Annotated in this window: 12 protein-coding genes; 8 read left to right on the top strand and 4 right to left on the bottom strand. The window is 70.7% G+C overall.

What is annotated here, in order from left to right:
* Positions 1-12: 12 nt before the first annotated feature.
* The 8 genes from H7I87_RS23200 to H7I87_RS23165 are packed head-to-tail and all read left to right on the top strand — an operon-like array spanning position 13 to position 9,554.
* Positions 13-810, top strand: a complete 798-nt coding sequence (locus H7I87_RS23200) for an MlaE family ABC transporter permease (RefSeq protein WP_003873599.1) — start codon at positions 13-15, stop codon at positions 808-810.
* 1 nt (position 811) lies between these two features.
* Complete coding sequence (locus H7I87_RS23195) at positions 812-1,690, top strand: ABC transporter permease (RefSeq protein ID WP_011726119.1); 879 nt, start codon at positions 812-814, stop codon at positions 1,688-1,690.
* A gap of 5 nt (positions 1,691-1,695) precedes the next feature.
* Positions 1,696-2,910 carry an MCE family protein gene (locus tag H7I87_RS23190; RefSeq protein ID WP_031344841.1) on the top strand — a complete coding sequence of 405 codons (1,215 nt, stop codon included), beginning with the start codon at positions 1,696-1,698 and terminating at the stop codon, positions 2,908-2,910.
* The gene (locus H7I87_RS23185) at positions 2,907-3,938 is read left to right on the top strand and encodes an MCE family protein (RefSeq protein WP_011726117.1); all 1,032 of its coding nucleotides are present in this window, start codon (positions 2,907-2,909) and stop codon (positions 3,936-3,938) included. Before H7I87_RS23190 ends, H7I87_RS23185 begins: the two co-directional genes overlap by 4 nt.
* Positions 3,935-5,377: a virulence factor Mce family protein gene (locus H7I87_RS23180; protein ID WP_009979172.1), complete on the top strand. Its 1,443-nt coding sequence runs from the start codon at positions 3,935-3,937 to the stop codon at positions 5,375-5,377. The genes H7I87_RS23185 and H7I87_RS23180 overlap by 4 nt, the downstream gene beginning before the upstream one ends.
* Entirely contained in the window at positions 5,374-6,873 is a 1,500-nt protein-coding gene (locus tag H7I87_RS23175) for a virulence factor Mce family protein (RefSeq protein WP_011726116.1), read from the top strand. Before H7I87_RS23180 ends, H7I87_RS23175 begins: the two co-directional genes overlap by 4 nt.
* Positions 6,873-8,012 carry a virulence factor Mce family protein gene (locus H7I87_RS23170; protein WP_042791545.1) on the top strand — a complete coding sequence of 380 codons (1,140 nt, stop codon included), beginning with the start codon at positions 6,873-6,875 and terminating at the stop codon, positions 8,010-8,012. The genes H7I87_RS23175 and H7I87_RS23170 overlap by 1 nt, the downstream gene beginning before the upstream one ends.
* Before the next feature lie 3 nt (positions 8,013-8,015).
* Complete coding sequence (locus H7I87_RS23165) at positions 8,016-9,554, top strand: MCE family protein (RefSeq protein ID WP_019732813.1); 1,539 nt, start codon at positions 8,016-8,018, stop codon at positions 9,552-9,554.
* Between the two features lie 9 nt (positions 9,555-9,563).
* On the opposite strand, the gene H7I87_RS23160 is transcribed toward H7I87_RS23165, so the two are convergent.
* Genes H7I87_RS23160 through recC form a run of 4 tightly spaced genes read right to left on the bottom strand, consistent with a single transcriptional unit; the run spans position 9,564 to position 18,587 of the window.
* Positions 9,564-10,265, bottom strand: coding sequence for a TVP38/TMEM64 family protein (locus H7I87_RS23160; protein ID WP_009979169.1), 702 nt, complete (start codon positions 10,263-10,265; stop codon positions 9,564-9,566).
* Between the two features lie 8 nt (positions 10,266-10,273).
* Entirely contained in the window at positions 10,274-11,971 is a 1,698-nt protein-coding gene (gene recD, locus H7I87_RS23155; protein ID WP_371265802.1) for an exodeoxyribonuclease V subunit alpha, read from the bottom strand.
* Between the two features lie 23 nt (positions 11,972-11,994).
* Positions 11,995-15,297 carry an exodeoxyribonuclease V subunit beta gene (gene recB / locus H7I87_RS23150; protein WP_011726111.1) on the bottom strand — a complete coding sequence of 1,101 codons (3,303 nt, stop codon included), beginning with the start codon at positions 15,295-15,297 and terminating at the stop codon, positions 11,995-11,997.
* Positions 15,297-18,587: an exodeoxyribonuclease V subunit gamma gene (gene recC, locus H7I87_RS23145; RefSeq protein WP_023862215.1), complete on the bottom strand. Its 3,291-nt coding sequence runs from the start codon at positions 18,585-18,587 to the stop codon at positions 15,297-15,299. The genes recB and recC overlap by 1 nt, the downstream gene beginning before the upstream one ends.
* Positions 18,588-18,622: the final 35 nt, after the last annotated feature.

The following is an 18,622-nucleotide window of genomic DNA, read 5'->3' as shown; positions in this document are numbered from 1 at the left end:
GCTGGAGCGGCGATGAGCAGCCAAGCCGTGATCGCGAACTACCTGCGGGGCCAGATTCAGCCCGGGATCGACGCGGTCGGCGGCTTCTTCAGGACGTGCGTGCTGACCGGCAAGGCGTTGTTCCGGCGGCCCTTCCAGTGGCGGGAGACCATCGAGCAGGGCTGGTTCATCACCAGCGTCTCGCTGCTGCCCACCCTCGCCGTCGCGATCCCGCTCACCGTGCTGATCATCTTCACCCTCAACATCCTGCTGGCCGAGTTCGGCGCCGCCGACATCTCCGGCGCCGGTGCGGCGTTGGGCGCGGTGACGCAGTTGGGCCCGCTGACCACGGTGCTGGTGATCGCCGGCGCCGGCTCCACGGCCATCTGCGCCGACCTGGGAGCGCGCACCATCCGCGAGGAGATCGACGCGCTGGAGGTGCTGGGCATCGACCCGATCCACCGATTGGTGGTGCCCCGGGTGGTCGCCGCGACCATCGTCGCCACCCTGCTCAACGGTGCGGTGATCACCATCGGCCTGGTCGGCGGATTCGTGTTCGGCGTTTTCATCCAACACATTTCGGCGGGCGCCTACGTCGGCACCCTCACCCTGATCACCGGCCTGCCCGAGGTGGTGATCTCGGTGGTGAAGTCGGCCACCTTCGGGACCATCGCCGGCCTGGTCGGCTGCTATCGCGGGCTGACCACCAAGGGCGGTCCCAAGGGGGTGGGCACCGCCGTCAACGAGACGCTGGTGTTGTGTGTGATCGCGCTGTTCGCCGTCAACGTGGTGCTGACCACCATCGGCGTGCGGTTCGGGACGGGCCGCTGACATGGCGGCCATCTCCGCGCCCGGCGCCCTGCGGGCCCGCTACCCGCGAACCGCGGCCAACCTCGACCGCTACGGCGGCGGAACCGTCCGAAGGCTTTGGCAGATAGGCATTTTCGCGCGCTTCGCCCGGATCAGCATCGGCCAGATCGGCTGGGCGTTGCGCCACTACCGGCGCGAGACACTGCGCCTGGTCGCCGAGATCGGCATGGGCACCGGGGCGATGGCCGTGGTCGGCGGCACCGTGGCGATCATCGGCTTCGTCACCCTGTCCGGCGGCTCGCTGATCGCCATCCAGGGTTTCGCGTCGCTGGGCAACATCGGCGTCGAGGCGTTCACCGGGTTCTTCGCCGCGCTGGCCAACACCCGCATCGCCGCACCGATCGTCGCCGGGGTCACGCTGGCCGCCACGGTCGGCGCCGGCGCCACCGCCCAGCTCGGCGCCATGCGGATCAGCGAGGAGATCGACGCGCTGGAAGTCATGGGCATCAAATCGATTTCGTTCCTGGTGTCCACCCGGATCCTGGGCGGGCTGGCGGTGATCGTGCCGCTGTACGCGCTGGCCCTGGACATGGCCTTCACGTCCGGACAGGTCGTCACGACGGTGTTCTACGGCCAGTCGAACGGCACCTACGAGCACTACTTCCGCACCTTCCTGCGCCCCGAGGACGTGGGCTGGTCGGTGTTCGAGGTCGTCATCATCGCGGTGGTGGTGATGATCACCCACTGCTACTACGGCTACACCGCCAGCGGCGGCCCGGTCGGCGTCGGGCACGCGGTGGGCCGATCGATGCGGTTCTCCCTGGTCTCTGTGGTGGTGGTGGTCCTGCTCGCCCAGTTGGCGCTCTACGGTGTCGACCCGAACTTCAACCTGACGGTGTGAGCGCGATGGCGACACCGGTGCCGCAGCGGGGCCGACGCGCCTGGGTGTACGTCGAGGGGGTGCTCCTGCTGCTGGTCTGTGCGCTGGTTCTGGCCTTGGTATACCTGCAATTTCGCGGGGACTTCACCCCCAAGACCAAGCTCACCATGGTCGCCACCCGGGCCGGCCTGGTGATGGAGACGGGATCCAAGGTCACCTACAACGGCGTCGCGATCGGCCGGGTGGCCGACATCTCGGAGATCGAGCGCGACGGCGCCCCCGCGGCCAAACTGGTGCTGGATGTGGATCCGCGCTATGTAAATCTGATTCCGGCGAACGTGGTGGCCACCATCGAGGCGGCCACGCTGTTCGGCAACAAGTACGTGTCGTTGAGCGCCCCGGAAAACCCGTCGCGGCAGCGGATCTCGCCCCGCGACGTGATCGACGCGCGGTCGGTGACCACCGAATTCAACACCCTGTTCGAGACGGTCACCTCGATCGCGGAGAAGGTGAGCCCGATCGAGCTCAACGCGACGCTGTCCGCGCTGGCGCAGGCGCTGGACGGGCTGGGCGGCAAGTTCGGCGAATCCATCGTCAACGGCAATCAGATTCTGGCGCAGCTGAATCCGCGAATGCCGCAGATCCGCTACGACGTGCGCCGCCTGGCCGACCTGGCCGGCGCGTACACCAAGGCCGCACCCGACCTGTTGGACTTCCTGTCCAACGCGGTGACCACCGCGCGGACGCTGACCCGGCAACAGGGCGACCTGGACGCCGCGCTGCTGGCGGCCGTCGGCGTGGGCCATGAGGGCGAGGACATCTTCGCCCGCGGCGGACCGTACCTGGCGCGCGGGGCCGCGGACCTGGTGCCCACCGCCGAGCTGCTCGACACCTACAGCCCCGAACTGTTCTGCATGATCCGCAATTTCCACGACGCCGCCCCTGAGGTCGCCAAAGCGGCCGGCGGCAACGGCTATTCGCTGGCGGCGGCCGGATCGATCGTCGGCGCGCCGAATCCCTATGTGTACCCGGACAACCTGCCGCGGGTGAACGCGCACGGCGGCCCGGGCGGGCGGCCCGGCTGCTGGCAGAAGATCACCCGGGACCTGTGGCCCGCGCCGTATCTAGTGATGGACACCGGCGCCAGCCTGGCTCCTTACAACCACCTCGAGATCGGTCAGCCGCTGGCCACCGAATTCGTCTGGGGCCGCCAGTACGGGGAGAACACGATCAACCCATGAGAATCACCGGTACCGCAGTCAAACTCGTCGTCTTCTGGTCCGTGCTGGCGATGTTCACAGTGATGATCATCGTCGTGTTCGGCCAGGTCCGATTCGATCGGACCACCGGCTACTCCGCGGTGTTCACCGACGCCGGCGGGTTACGGGCCGGGCAGTTCGTGCGCGCCTCCGGGGTGGAGGTGGGCAAGGTCGCCGCCGTGACGCTTTCCGGCAAGGACAGCCGGGTGTTGGTGGAGTTCAACGTGGACCGCTCACTGGCACTGGACCAGGGCACCACCGCGTCGATCCGCTACCTCAACCTGATCGGCGACCGCTATCTGGAACTCAAGCGCGGCACCAGCGGCCGCCGGCTGCCCCCGGGCGGCCGCATCCCGGTCGAGCACACTCAGCCGGCGTTGGATCTCGACGCGCTGATCGGCGGATTCCGGCCGCTGTTCCAGGCTTTGGACCCGAACAAGGTCAACAGCATCGCCCAGTCCATCATCACCGTGTTCCAGGGACAGGGCGCCACCATCACCGACATCCTCGACCAGACCGCGGCGCTGACCGCCGCGCTGGCCGACCGCGACAAGGCGATCGGCGAGGTGATCAACAACCTGAACACCGTGCTGGCCACCACCGTCAAGCACGAGAAGGAGTTCGACCGAACGGTCGACAAGTTGGAACTGCTGATCACCGGATTGAAGAACCGGGCCGACCCGCTGGCCGCGGCCGCGGCACACATCAGCGACGCGGCCGCAACCGTGGCCGGGCTGCTCGGCGAGGACCGGCCGTCGCTGCACGGCACCCTCGGACACCTCGAGGGCATCCAGCAAGCGCTCATCAACGACCTGCCCACCGCCGACAACGTGCTGGAGAAACTGCCGGGCGCGTTCCGCGTCATCGGCCGCGCCGGCGGCATCTACGGCGACTTCTACAACTTCTACCTGTGTGACATCTCGATCAAAGTCAACGGATTACAGCCCGGCGGTCCGGTGCGCACCATCAAGCTTTTCGGACAGCCGACCGGGAGGTGCACGCCGCAATGAGGACGCTGACCGAGTTCAACCGCACCCGGGTCGGCCTGATGGGCGCGCTGGTGACGGTGCTGGTTGTCGGTGTGGGACAAAGCTTTACCAGCGTGCCGATGCTGTTCGCCACGCCGACCTACTACGCGCAATTCACCGACGCCGGCGGTATCAACGTCGGCGACAAGGTGCAGATCGCCGGGGTGAACGTGGGATTGGTGAGTTCGCTGGTGATCCGCGGCGACCGGGTGCTGGTCGGCTTCTCGATGCCCGGCAAGACGATCGGCGCGCAGAGCCGGGCGGCGATCCGCACCGACACCTTCCTGGGACGCAAGAACATGGCCATCCAGCCGCGCGGCGCGGATCCGTTGCCGCCCAACGGGATAATCCCGTCCGGGCAGACCACCACGCCCTACCAGATCTACGACGCGTTCGTCGACGTCACCAAGGCGGCCACGGACTGGAACATTGACGTCGTCAAGCGGTCGTTGAACGTGTTGTCGGAGACCTTCGATCAGACCGCGCCGCACCTGAAGGCCGCCCTCGACGGGGTGGCCAGATTCTCCGGCACCATCGGCAACCGGGACGAACAGATCAAGCAACTGCTGACCAACGCCGACAAGATCACGCGCGTGCTCGGCGACCGCAGCGGGCAGGTCGACGCCCTGCTGGTCAACGCCAACACCCTGCTCGCCGCGTTCCGGCAGCGCAGCCAGGCGCTGAGCGCCCTGCTGAGCAACGTGTCCGCGGTGTCCACCCAGGTGTCGGGATTCATCAAGGAAAACCCCGATGCGCACCAGGTGCTGCGGCAGCTGGGCACCGTCAGCGACGAGCTGGTCAAGCGCAAGAAGGAACTCTCCGATGTGCTCGTCCTGGTCAGCAGGTACACCGCATCCCTGACCGAAGCCGTCGCCTCCGGCCCGTTCTTCAAGGCGATCGTGGCGAATCTGCTTCCCTACCAAGTACTTCAGCCGTGGGTCGACGCGGCGTTCAAGAAACGCGGCATCGACCCGGAGAACTTCTGGCGCAGCGCCGGGCTGCCGGCGTTCCGCTGGCCCGACCCCAACGGCACCCGGTTGCCCAACGGCGCGCCACCGCCGGCCCCGCCGGTGGCCGAGGGCACCCCGGCCCATCCCGGGCCGGCCGTCCCACCCGGGTCGCCGTGTTCGTACACGCCGGCCGCCGACAGCCCGCCGCGGCCGGGAAACCCGTTGCCGTGCGCGCTTTCCGGTCAGGGGCCGTTCGGCCCGGTCCCCGACGGCTTCCCGGCCCCGCTGGATGTCGAGACGTCGCCGCCGGCGCCGGACGGGCCGCCGCCATCGCCCGGGGTGCCGAGCGCGGGACGCCCGGGTGAGGCCCCGCCCGACGTCCCCGGCACCCCGGTGCCGCTGCCGGCGCACGCCCCGCCGGGGGCGCGCACCGAGAACCCGCCCGACGCGACAGGGGGGAGCACCCGATGAGCACCATCTTCGACATCCGAAACCTGCGGCTGCCCAAGGTGTCCGCCCGGGTGCTGGTGATCGCGGCGCTGGCGGCGGTCTTCGTCTTCATCGCGGCCGTCGCCGGCGTCCAGCTGTACCGCAAGCTCACCACGACCACGGTCGTGGCCTACTTCTCCGAGACGCTGGCGCTGTATCCCGGCGACCGGGTGCAGATCATGGGCGTGCGGGTGGGTTCGATCGACAAGATCGAGCCGGCCGGCGACAAGATGCGAGTCACGTTGCACTACAACAACAAATACCGTGTCCCGGCGAACGCGACCGCGTCGATCCTCAACCCCAGCCTGGTGGCCTCGCGCACCATCCAGCTGTCGCCGCCCTACACCGGCGGGCCGGTGCTGCGCGACGGCGCGGTCATCCCGATCGAGCGCACCCGGGTGCCCGTCGAGTGGGACCAGCTGCGGGACTCCATCAACGCCATCCTGCGCCAGCTCGGCCCCACCCCCCAGCAGCCGGCGGGGCCGTTCGGTGACATCATCGAATCGGCCGCCGACAATCTGTCCGGCAAGGGCAAACAGGTCAACGAGACCCTGAACAGCCTGTCGCAGGCGCTGACCGCGCTCAACGAGGGCCGCGGCGATTTCGTCGCCATCACCAAGAGCCTGGCCCGGTTCGTCACCGCGCTGTACCAGCACAAGCAACAGTTCGTCGCGCTCAACAACAACCTGGCCCAGTTCACCGACTGGTTCACCCAATCCGACCACCAGGTGAGCGACACCATCGCCCATCTCGACCAGGTGCTGGACGCGGCCCGAAAGTTCGTGAACGACAACGGATCCGCACTGACCCACGACGTCGGCAACCTCGCCGACGTGACCACCACGATCCTGCAACCCGAGCCGCGCGACGGCCTGGAAACCGCGCTGCACGTGCTGCCCACCTTCGCCGGCAACTTCAACAACCTCTACCAGCCGGCGCACAGTTCGCTGGTCGGCCTGTTCGTGTTCCCCAACTTCGCCAACCCGATCCACTTCCTGTGCAGCGCCATTCAGGCCGGCAGCCGGCTGGGCTACCAGGACTCGGCCGAACTGTGCGCACAGTATCTGGCCCCGGTTCTCGACGCCATCAAGTTCAATTACCCACCGGCCGGCCTGAACCCGTTCAACTCGGCGGCCACCCTGCCCAAGGAGGTGGCTTACTCCGAGGAGCGACTGCGCCCGCCGCCCGGATACAAGGACACCACCGTCCCGGGCATCTTCGCCCGCGACACCCCGTTCTCCCACGGCAACCACGAGCCGGGCTGGGTGGTCGCGCCGGGAATGCAGGGCATCGACGTCCAGCCGTTCACCGCCGGCATGCTCACCCCCGAATCGCTGGCCGAGCTCATGGGTGGCCCGGACGCCGCGCCGCCGCCGCCGGGGGTCACCGCCGCCGGACCGCCGAACGCCTACGACGAGTCGAATCCGCCGTCACCGCCGTGGTTTTCGCGGCCCACACCGCCGGGGCCGGGCCGGTGATGCGCCGGGTCGCCGTCGCGGGGCGGCGCGCGCTGGTGGTCGCGCTGGCGGCGATGTTGACGTCGTGCACCTGGCGGGGCATCGCCGACGTGCCGCTGCCGGTCGGCCGCGGCACCGGCGGCGACCACATGACGATCTACGTGCAGATGCCCGACACGTTGGCGCTCAACACCAACAGCCGGGTCCGGGTGGCCGACGTGTGGGTCGGCACGGTACGCGCCATCACCCTCAAGGATTGGGTCGCCACGCTGAGGTTGGACCTCGATCCGGGCGTGCGGCTACCAGCCAACGCCACCGCGAAGATCGGCCAGACCAGCCTGCTGGGCACCCAGCACGTCGAGCTGGCCGCGCCGAAAAACCCGTCCGTGCAACGGTTGAAGAGCGGCGACACCATCCTGCTGCAGAACTCGTCGGCCTATCCCACCGTCGAACGGACGCTGGCCAGCGTCGCGGTGATCCTCAACGGCGGCGGCATCGCCAACCTCGACGCCATCCAGACCGAGGTGCTCAACATCCTCGACGGGCATGCCGGGCAGATCCGCGAATTCCTCGGCCGGCTGGACACTTTCGTCACCGAGCTGAGCCGACAACGCGACGATCTGACCCGGGCGATCGATTCGAGCAACGAACTGCTGACCGTGTTCGCCAACCGCAGGGACACCCTGGATCGGGTGCTGACCGAGCTGCCGCCGCTGATCCGGCATTTCGCCGACACCCGCGAACTTTTCGCCGACGCCACCGAATCACTGGGCCGATTCAGCGACGCGGCCGACCGGGCGCTCACCGACACCCGGGCCAATCTCTACCGTAGCCTGCTGTCGCTGCAACGGCCGTTGCGCCAGCTCGTCCCGGCCGCCCCGTTCGTGGCCGGCGCGTTGAAGCTGGGGCTGACGGCCCCGTTCAACATCGACGACGTCGCCCAGGTGATCCGCGGCGACTACGTCAACGTCTCGGCCGCCCTCGACCTGACGCTGTCCACCATCGACAACACCATGCTCACCGGCACCGGCCTGTCCGGCGCGCTGCGCGCGCTCGAGCAGTCCTGGGGGCGCGACCCCGCCACGATGATCCCCGACGTCCGCTACACGCCCAACCCGAACGACGCCCCGGGCGGACCGCTGGTGGAAAGGGGCGAATGAAAGATGTTGCCCCGCATGATCAAAACCCAGCTGGTGCTGTTGACGGCGGTGGCGGTGGCCGCGGTGGTCGTCCTCGGCTGGTACTACCTGCGGATCCCGAGCCTGGCCGGTATCGGCCGCTACACCCTGTACGCCGAATTGCCGCAATCCGGCGGCCTGTACCGGACCGCCAACGTCACCTACCGGGGAATCACCATCGGCAAGGTCACCGGCGTCGAGCCGACCGAGCGTGGCGCGCGGGCGACGATGAGCATCGAGGACGGCTACCGGATCCCGGCCGATGCCGCCGCCCACGTGCATTCGGTCTCGGCGGTGGGCGAGCAGTACGTCGACCTGGTCTCGACCGCCGGGCGCGAACCGTATCTGGTCGACGGGCAGACCATCCACAAAAGCACGGTGCCCAGCCAGATCGGTCCCGCGCTGGACGCCGCCAACCGCGGACTGGCGGTGCTGCCGCGGGACAAGATCGCCTCGCTGCTCTACGAAACCTCGCAGGCGGTCGGTGGCCTGGGGCCGTCGCTGCGGCGCCTGGTGGATGCCACCCAGGCGATCGCCCACGATTTCCGGGGCAGCATCGACGACGTCGACGACATCGTCGAGCGCTCGGCACCGATCATCGACAGCCAGGCCGATTCCGCTGACACGCTTGGGCGTTGGGCCGCCAACCTGAACACGTTGGCCGCCCAGACCGCGCGGCAGGACCCGGCGCTGCGCAGCATCCTGGCCAACGCGGCGCCGACGGCCGAGCAGGTGCGGGCCACGTTCGGCGGTGTGCGGGAGTCGCTGCCGCAGACGCTGGCCAATCTCGAGGTCGTGATCGACATGCTCAAGCGCTATCACAACGGCGTCGAGCAGGCGTTGGTGTTCCTGCCGCAGTCCGGCGCGATCGCCCAGTCGGTGACCGCGCAATCGCCGGGCCAGGCCGCACTGGGCGTCGGCGCCATCTCGCTCAACCAGCCGCCGCCTTGCCTGACCGGTTTCCTGCCGGCATCGCAGTGGCGCGCCCCGGCGGACACCAGCACGGCGCCGCTGCCGGCCGGCACCTACTGCAAGATCCCGATGGACGCCACCAATGTCGTTCGGGGAGCCCGCAATTACCCGTGCGTGGACGTGCCGGGCAAGCGGGCGGCCACACCGCGGGAGTGCCGCAGCACCGAGCCCTATGTGCCGCAGGGCACCAACCCCTGGTACGGCGACCCCGACCAGATACTGACCTGTCCGGCGCCGGGCGCGCGGTGCGACCAACCGGTGAAGCCGGGCCTGGTGATCCCCGCACCCTCGGTCGACAACGGCCTCAATCCGCTGCCCGCCGACCGGCTGCCGGGCACCCCACCGCCGATCAGCGACCCGCTGCAGCGGCCGGGATCGGGCACCGTGGTGTGCAACGGGCAGCAGCCCAACCCGTGCACGTACACCCCCAGCGCGCTCTACGACGTGCGCAGCGGCACGGTGGTGGGCCCCGACGGGGTGGTGTATTCGGTGGCCAATTCGGCGACCATCGGCGACGAGGGGTGGAAGACGATGCTGGGACAGGCCCGCTGACAACGCCGGTCAGGCGCCCTCGTCCCTGGGTCGGTCGCGCCACTGTCGGTAGCCGCGATGCGCGGCGAACGCGCCGACGATCGCGCTCACGCACCACACCGCGACCGCGGCATAAGCCAGCAGCGAGGACCGATTCCCGATCGAGGCACCCAGCGCGGTGTAGGCAAAGGCGCGCGGGGCCGAACCGATGAACGCGCCAACGGCCATCTGCCACAACGGAACTCCGAACGCCCCGAAGGCGTAGGAGGCCAGCGCATCCGAGATGCCGGGGACGAAGCGCTGCCCGACGACCGCCCACAGGCCGCCGCGCCCGATCAGGGCGTCGACGCGATCGGCCCGCGCCGGGCCCAGCAGCGCCCGGGCGCTGTCGCGGCCGGCCCGCCGGCCGACGAAACTCGCGGCGGTCGCGGTGCCCACCGTCGCGCCCAGCGTCACGAAGACGCCCAGCAGCGGACCGAACAGCAGCCCACTGCCGGCGGCCAGTATCGAGCCCGGCACGAACAACGCGCCGGCGAGCGCCGAGGCCACCACGTAGGTCAGCGGCGCGGCCGGGCCGGTGGCCGACACCACGGCCCGGATCTCGCCGACGTCGATCACCCGCGCCACCGCCACCAGATAGAACACCACGGCCAGAAAGCCGGCGAACACGGCGAGGCGCAGGATGTGAGCCCGCCGCGATGCCGGGGCGTCGGAAGCGTCCTGGTCGTCCATACCGGCCGTCACCCGACCGCCCGCAGCCGCTGCCGCAATCCGGTGGCCCGGATCGCCCGGCGCTCGATCGCGGCCCGCACCGACGCCTCGGGCCCCACCACCCGCACCCTGCTCTTGGCCCGGGTCACCGCCGTGTAGAACAGTTCCCGGGTCAGCAGCCGCGAATCCTCCGGCGGTATCAGCACCGTCACCTCGTCGGCCTGGCTGCCCTGACTCTTGTGGATGGTCATGGCGTGCATCGTCTCCACCTCGCCGAGCCGGCTGGTGGCGAAGTCCAGCGGGCCGGCCGCACCGGCGATGACGGCCCGCAGCCCGTCCGCACCGGCCACCGTCACGCCGGTGTCGCCGTTGTACAGACGCAGCCCGTAGTCGTTCGCCGTCACCAGCAGCGGACGCCCGGCATACCATTGCGACCAGGCCGGCTGACCGGTTTCTTCGGCAATCCAGTTGTGCACCAACGTGTTCCACCGCACCGCCCCGTGCGGCCCGTCGCGGTGCGCACACAGCAGCCGGTGCTCGTCCAGCGTGGCCAGCGCGGCCTGAGCCGCGCCCAGCAGCGCCGCCGAGCGCAACCGCAGCGCGTGCGACACCAGCACCTCGCGCAGCCGGTCGGCCGGGCGTTCGGAATCCACCCACTCGATGTGCTCACCGCCGGCCGCCAACAACTCCACCACCCGGTCGGCGTCGCCGGCCCGGATCGCCGCGGCCAGCGCGCCGATCGCGCTGCCGAACCGGTGCGGGGTGGCCAGCGCGGCGACCCGCACCCCGGCGCGGCCGGCCAGCCCGTCGACCAGATCGGCCAGCACGGCGCCCGCCTCCACCGAGGCCAACTGGTCGGGATCGCCGACCAGGATCAGCCGGGTGTCCGGCCGGACGGCTTCGGCCAGCCGGGCCATCATGGTCAACGACACCATCGACGTCTCGTCGACCACGATGATGTCGTGCGGCAGCCGGTTGCCGCGATTGTGCTTGAACCGCACCGACGTATCGGGGCGCGGCCCCAGCAGCCGGTGCAGCGTGGTGCCGGTCAGCCCGGCCAGCCGCGCCCGGTCGGCCGGGTCGAGGTGCTCGATCTCGGCGGCCACCGCCTCAGCCAGCCGCGCGGCCGCCTTGCCGGTCGGGGCGGCCAGCGCGATCCTCGGCCGCGGCTCACCGGCGCGCTCGGCCTGCTCGACCAGCAGGGCGAGCAGCCGCGCGACCGTGGTGGTCTTGCCGGTGCCCGGCCCGCCGGTCAGCACGGTGAGCGCCTGGGACACCGCGATCCGGGCGGCCGCCCGCTGTTCTTCGTAGCCGGGCGGGAAAAGCCTTTCGTAGCAAGAGGATTCGACATCGCCCGCCGGCGCCGACAGGGCCAGCAGATCGGTGCACACCTGCTCTTCCTCCAGCCAGTACCGGTCGAAGTAGAGCAGATCGCCGAAGAACCGCAGCACCGGCGGCGGCCCGAGCAGCGGGCTGGCCCGCACCGCGGCCAGCCAGTCGCCGGCGGCGGGCCAGGGCAGGTCCGCCGCGCCGACCTGTGCCGGCACCGCCCGCAGATCGACGCACACCGAACCGCCCCGCAGCGCGCGCACCAGCAGGGCGACGGCCAGCGCCACCCGATCGTCGGACTCGCCGGTGAGCGCGGTAAGCCGTTGCGCCACATGGATATCCGCTGCTTCGAAGATGCCGGCGTCGGCGAACGGGCGCAGCGGCCCGGCGTCAAACACCCGCTCCGGCAACACGTCCGCCGTCACACCGCCACCCCCTGGGCATCCAGCAGGTCGGACAGCGCCGCGATCAACGACGACGGCGGTCGCCAATCGAAGACGCCCGACGGGTGACCGTCGCGCACCGGCGTGTCGGGGCCGCACATGCCCCGCACGAACAAATAGAGGATGCCGCCGAGATGGCGGTCCGGATCGTAGCCGGCCAGCCGCCAGCGCAGGAACCGGTGCAGCACAGCGCTGTACAGCAGCGCCTGCAGCGGATAATCCGAGTGCAACATCGCCTCCACCATCCGGGGCCGGTCGTAATCGGCGGCGGTCAGCGGGTGCTGCGCATCACCGAGCCGGTTGGTCTTGTAGTCCACCACCAGGTAGCGGTGCCCGGCCCCGTCCGGGATCCGCAGCACGGCGTCGATCGAGCCGGTCAGGTATCCGCGCAGCGACTCCGCGCCGAGGGAGCGGTCCGTCAGCCGGTCGGCGTAGCAGGCCAGCACATCGTCGGCCGGCAGATGCGCGCGCAACAGCGGCGCCAGATCGGCCAGCCGAACCTCCGGCGGGGCCGAGCGCCGATCGCCGCCAGCCAGCGGCAGCTCGAAGTCCAGCTCGCACAGGCGATCCGACAACCCGATCCGGCGCAGCGTCAGGCCGCCGGCCAGCGGGCCCAGCGGTGTGTCGTGCATCGGCACCATCGCCGCGGCCATGTCTTCGGGGGTCGCGGCCACCGGCCACCACACCGAGTGCTCCCGGATCCGGGCGGTCAGCTCGGCGGCCAGGTCGGGGGCGAACGGGTCGGCCGTCTGCAGCACGGCGTGCACCAGGGTGCCGAAGGTGGCGCCCGCCGGAAGGTCCGCCATCGGCGAGGCAACATCGCCGACGGATGTCGCCGGGGCCAGAAGAATGTCGCCGACCTCGTCGTCGAGCCCGGCGGCCTCGGGTTCGCTGCCCACCCCGCTGGGCTGGGCCTGCCGGATCAGGCCGGAATAGGAGGTGCGCCGCCAACCGGTGTCGATGCCGCGGTGGAAGTGGCGGTTCTCCAGCCGTGCCGGCACCGGCACACCGGGCAGCGGCGGCGCCGGCGCCGGCACCGCCTCCTCGATGACCGGGCCGCCGGCCGCCTCCCACTCGCGCAGCCGAGCCAGGGCATCCTCGTCGGAGATCTTCGCCGGCTCGCAGCGGTCCGGCACCACCGGCTCGCCGGGCCGGCGGCCCCGCAGCAGCCGGGACAGGCCGCCGTTGGGCTCGTGGTAGGCCGGTGACCACCACGCCACCACCTGGGCCTGCGCTCGGGTCAACGCGACGTACGTCAGCCGGCTGTCGTCGCTGGCATCCTCCTTACGGCCAAGCCGCTCAACGGTTTTGAAGTCGGGGCTGTCCTTGCCGCCGACGTGCAGGCAGCGGGTGCCGTCCTCGTCGTGGAACAGCACCACGTCGCTGTCGGTGGTGTTGCGGTGGAAGGCGAACGGCAGGTACACGATCGGGTACTGCAGCCCCTTGCTGACGAAGACGGTCATGATCTGGACGGCGGCGGCGTCGCTGTCCAACCGGCGGTTGCGTTCCGGCGCGCCGCTTCGCTCGTCGCGCTGCCGGCGCAGCCAGTCGCGCAGCGCGGGCAGGTTGTGGTGTTCGCAATGGGCCACCTCGCCAAGCAGCTGGGTGAGATGCGCCAGGTCCGTCATGTGCCGCGCCCCGCCCTGCCAGCCGAGCACCCGATTGCCCATCCCCAGCAGCTGGGCGGCCTCGAAGATGGCGGCGACGCCGCGTTCGCGGGCGTGACCGGCCCACTCCCGCAAGGTCTGGGCGATCCGGTCGGTCAGCGCGTCACCGCCGGCCGCCAACGTCTCGGCGGTCTCGCCGAAGAACATCGTCGCCGCCGCCGCGCGCACCACGCCGGGCCGGTGCGGCTGATCGAACGCCTCCAGCAGGCACAGCCAATCCTCGGCCGCCTGCGAGGTGAACACGTCGGAGTTGCCGGTGTAGACGGCGGGAACGCCGGCGTCGCACAGCGCGGTGAAACAGGCCTGGGCGTCCCGGTGCCGTTCCACGATGACCGCGATGTCGCCCGCCCGCACCGGTTTCCCGTCGAAGGTGGCGCCGGCGGCCAGCAGCGCACGGATGTCGGCGGCGAGATCGGCGCCGATGTGCTGTCGCAGCTCGTCGATGGGAAGATTGGCAATACCGCGACGTCCCAACGTGTTTCGTGACACCACCCGCAGCCGGAACGGGTCGTTGCGCGGTGCCCCGGACAGCCGGTGACCCCGGTGGTGCGCCGCGACGTCGTTCACCACGATCGCGGGGTCACCGAGCTGCGCGCCGCGCAGCACCACCTGCAGCCGCTGCAGCAGCGCGGAATCGCTGCGCCAGTTGGTGTCCAGCGTCTTTTTCTGCCCCGCGGTCTCGGCCGCCCGCAGGTAGGTGACGATGTCACCGCCGCGAAACGCGTAGATCGCCTGCTTGGGGTCGCCGATGAGAATCAGCGTCGAACGGCCGCTGAACGCGCGGTCGATCACCTGCCACTGCACCGGGTCGGTGTCCTGGAACTCGTCGACCATCACGATCGGCCAACGCTGGTGCATGCGCAGCCGGGCGGGGGAGTGCTCGGTGGCCAGCGCGTCGGCCAGCCGGGTCAGCAGATCGTCGTAGCCCAGCACGCCGAGCCGGCGTTTGCGCGTATCCAGTTCGGCCAGAACGTCATTGGCGAAGCGCAGGCTGACCGCCGCTCGCGAACCGGGCTCGGGGTGCAGCGGCCGCAGCTGCGCTGACGGGTTGTTGACCACGTCGCGGGCCAACCGCAGCGCCTCCCGATAGTGCAGCACCGGGTCGTCGTGGTCCTGCCCGAAATGCGCCAGATACAGGTCATCGACGATCTCGGCCACCAGCTCGTCGAGGCTGTCCAGCAAGGTCACCCCGGCGGCGGTGTCGCCGGCCACCCCGAGCGAGCGCAACACCAGCTGGCAGAACTGATGCGTGGTGGCGATCGTCGCCGCGTCGAAGCCGGCCAGCCCGTCGCGCAGGCGTTGCCGCCGCGCGGCGAGCCGGTCCTCGGTGCCGTCCAACAGGTAGGCCACCAGCTCGTTGTCGCCCGCCCGCGACGGGTCGGCGAAAGCGGCTACCGCGTCGACGATTTGACAGCGCACCCGTTCCCGCAGCTCCTGGCTGGCGGCCCGGCCGAAGGTGATCAGCAACATCTGGTCCAGGGTCGCGGCGCCGTCGGCGAGATAGCGGGTCACCAGCCCGGCCAACGCGAACGTCTTTCCGGTGCCCGCGCTGGCCTCGAGCACCGTGGTGGAGCGCGCGGCCGGCAATGCGCCCAACAGGTCGAAGCGTTCCATCACGCCGTCGTCCGCTCGGCCCGCAACATCGGCAGCCACAGCCGGGCCGCGTAGGCGCCGAGCCGGTTGTCCTCGCCGTCGCACTCCTCGCCCGGGCGTACCGGCTGCATCAGGTCGTCCAGCGGCGCACCGCGTCCCCAGGCCCGCACATGCGCCGGCGCCTGGTCCTCCCCTGGGTAGCGGTCGCTGGACTTCCACCGGTAGCGGGCCTCGGCCACCGGGTCGTCGCCGCCGTAGCGGGCGGCCGCCCACGCGTAGGAGGTCTTGAGCGGCAACGGAATCGGCTCGCGCCGCCCGGCGTCGTAAATGCTCACCAGCTCGTGCAGCAGCTCGACGGGATCGTCGTCCGGCGACCCGAGCCGCTGCACCCGGATGCCGGTGCCCCGGCGCATCCGCCCGATGCACACCGCCGACCAGTCGCGGCCGCGATCGTGAGCGGCCAACGCCAGCAACGGAATCCACGACTCGAGCAGATGCCTGCCGTCCAGCCGCGAATAGGTCACCGCGACCAGGCGGTTGCCGTAGACCGGGGTCACCGTGCCGGTGAGCCGGCGCCCGCGGCCCAGATCGATGTCGACGTCGTGGGCGCCGCCCGGCTGCTCGGCCCGGTGCTGGTGCGCCTCCCGCGCCAATCGGGCTGCCTGGTCGCGGATCTCGGTCACCCTGCGCCAGCCCAGCTGTCCCGGCGGCAGGGTGCCGCGGCGCCACTCGGCCTGCCGCGCGTCCTCCGGGGTCATCCCGCGCAGCATGTCGCGCAGCATCCGATCGCCGACCGTCCACTCCTGCAGGGCGTCGATGTCCACCGGCATCGCGTCCTGCACTCCGTCGACGTCGTGGGGCAGCGTGAACTGCAGGGCCCGGAAGAACCCCTGCACCGGGTCTTTGAAGAAGCCGACCAAATCGGCCAGGATTACGTCAGCGGGCGGCGGGGGCGGCAGCGGCGCGGAGATGAACTTCGGTGGCTCGCAGTGTTCGCCGGTGGCCGCGCGCGCCGCGCGCAGCACGGTGGGGTCGAAACTGAACGGCACCCCGGGCACCAGCTCGTCGGGGATGACGTTGCGAATGTCGAACGGCTGCAACGGATGTCGCACGACGATGCGGTCGCGCACCGGCTCGGCGGTGGTTATGTCGAGGGTGTCCAGCAGTTCGGCCAGCGGCACCGCCGGCGGGCGCGGCTGACCCGAATACTCGTTGGCGCCGGTGTAGGTGATCACCAGCTTCTCGGTGGCCGCGCCGATCGCGTCGAGCAGCAATTGCCGGTCCTCGGAACGGATGTCGCGCTCCCCGGTCATCGGGCAGCGCGACAGTGCGTCGTCACCGTCGACGACACCGAGCCGCGGGAACAGCCCGTCGTCCAGACCGACCAGGCACACCACCCGGTGCGGTACCGAACGCATCGGCACCATGGTGCACACCGTCAGCGTGCCGGTGCGGAAATTCGCGCGGGTCGGGCGTCCGGACAGGTGCCGGGTCAGCAGCGCGCGGACGTCGGGCAGCCGCAGCACGGTGTCGGCGCGGGATCCGGCCTGCGCGGACACCGCGGCGAACTCGCGCTGCAGCTGACCGCTCTGCCATTCGTCGGCATCGCGCACCCGGGTCAGCAGGGCGATGCCGTCGGCGACGGCGGTGAGCCATTCGGTCAGCGGCCGGGCACCGGTGAGCGAGTCCAGGACGTGCTGCAGCCGGGCGACGAATTCCGCGAGCTGGCCGGCCAATTGGACACGATTGCTGCTGACGTCGTCGAGCGGCAGCGTCGCGTCGATCCATGCGTTCGAGTCGTCGGACATCGCGACGCCGGCCAGTATCCGGTCGATGCCGAAACGCCAGGTGTTGTGCACGAAATCGACGTGGTAGGGCCGCCGATGCTGCCGGTCCAGCCCCCAGCGGATGTTGGCCTGGCGGACCCATCCGGTGATGGCCTCCAGATCGTCGTCGGTGAAGCCGAACCGGGCGCGCACCGCCGGCGTCTGGGCCAGGTTGAGCACCTCGCTGGCCCGCACCCGGCCGCCGGCCAGGGCCAGCAGCTGCGCGGCCACCCCAAGCAGCGGGTTGGTCTGGATCAGGGAACGGTCCGCCAGCCGCACCCGCAGCTGGTGGGCGGGGTGCGCGCCGTGCACCACGTCGCCGAGGCCGAAGTCGGCCATGATCAGCGGCGCGTAGCTTTCGATGTCGGGGCACATCACCAGGATGTCGCGCGGCTGCAGCGTCGGGTCGTCGGCGAGCAGGCCCAGCAGCACCTCGCGCAGCACGTCGACCTGGCGGGCCGGCCCGTGGCAGTTGTGGATCTGCACCGAGCGGTCCCCGGCGGCCAGCGAGCGGCCAACCGGGCGAATGGCATTGGCGGCGATGTCGGACTGCAGCCAGCCCAGCAGCGTGTCGGGGCGGGCGTCGCCGGCGAGGTACTCGTCGGTCCGCGGATCCGCCGGCAGGCCGCGCTGCAGTTCGCGCAGATCCCGTCCCAGCGTGGCCAGCAGCGGGTGGGCGACGGCGCGGTGGCTGGTGTCGTCGCGCCGGGGGATCACGCCGTTCGTGCCGGCCAGCGCGCGCCACAACCGGTCGCTCGGGTGCGGCAGCCACAGGTGCAGGTCGTGGTGGGTGGCCAGCGCGTCCAGGAGCTCCACGTCGGTGCACGCCAACCGGGTGTGCCCGAACAGCGACAGCCGCTGCGGCAGGTCGCTGGGCGCCCGCCGCAGCCGGGCGATGGTTTCGGCGTGCCGAACGTGCGGTGGATCGGCGGCCACCCGGGCCACCAGCGCCCGCCACAGCGGCGGTTGCCAGCGCAGGTCCTCGTCCAGATCGCCCGGGTCGCCGTCGAGCCAGTCGACCAGCAGCCGCGGCCGTTGCCGGGCGTAGCCGGCGAACAGCCCGGCCAGCCGGCGCGCCGCCTCGTAGCGGCGGGTGCGGCGCGGCTCGGCCTCGGCGCCGCTGTGGAAGTGGCCCAGGTGCGTCGCCAGCGTGCGGCACCACGGCTCGTCCAGCGAACAGTCGATCGCCTCCAGCAGCGGCCAGGCCAGAGCGTCCGGCGACCAGGGATCGTCCTCGGCCGTGCCGGTGATCTCGGCGATCAGCGAGCCGGGACTGCGGAATTGCACGCCGGCGCAGACCCCGTCCCCGTCGCGGGCGCGGCCCAGCACATGCGACAGCCGTTGACTCAGCCAGCGCTCCACCCCACGCGCGGGCACCACGACGAGCTCGAGGGCGAACGGGTCGGCCGGTGGATTGGCCAACAGCGCGCCGAGACCGTCGGCCAGCAGATCGGTGCGCTCGGCACGGTGCAGGTGAAGCGGCATTGCGCTGTCACGATAAACCCGGGCACCGACGGGCG

The organism is Mycobacterium timonense (genome assembly GCF_025821985.1).
Taxonomy (GTDB): domain Bacteria; phylum Actinomycetota; class Actinomycetes; order Mycobacteriales; family Mycobacteriaceae; genus Mycobacterium; species Mycobacterium avium.
This window is presented reverse-complemented; position numbering and strand designations above follow the sequence as displayed.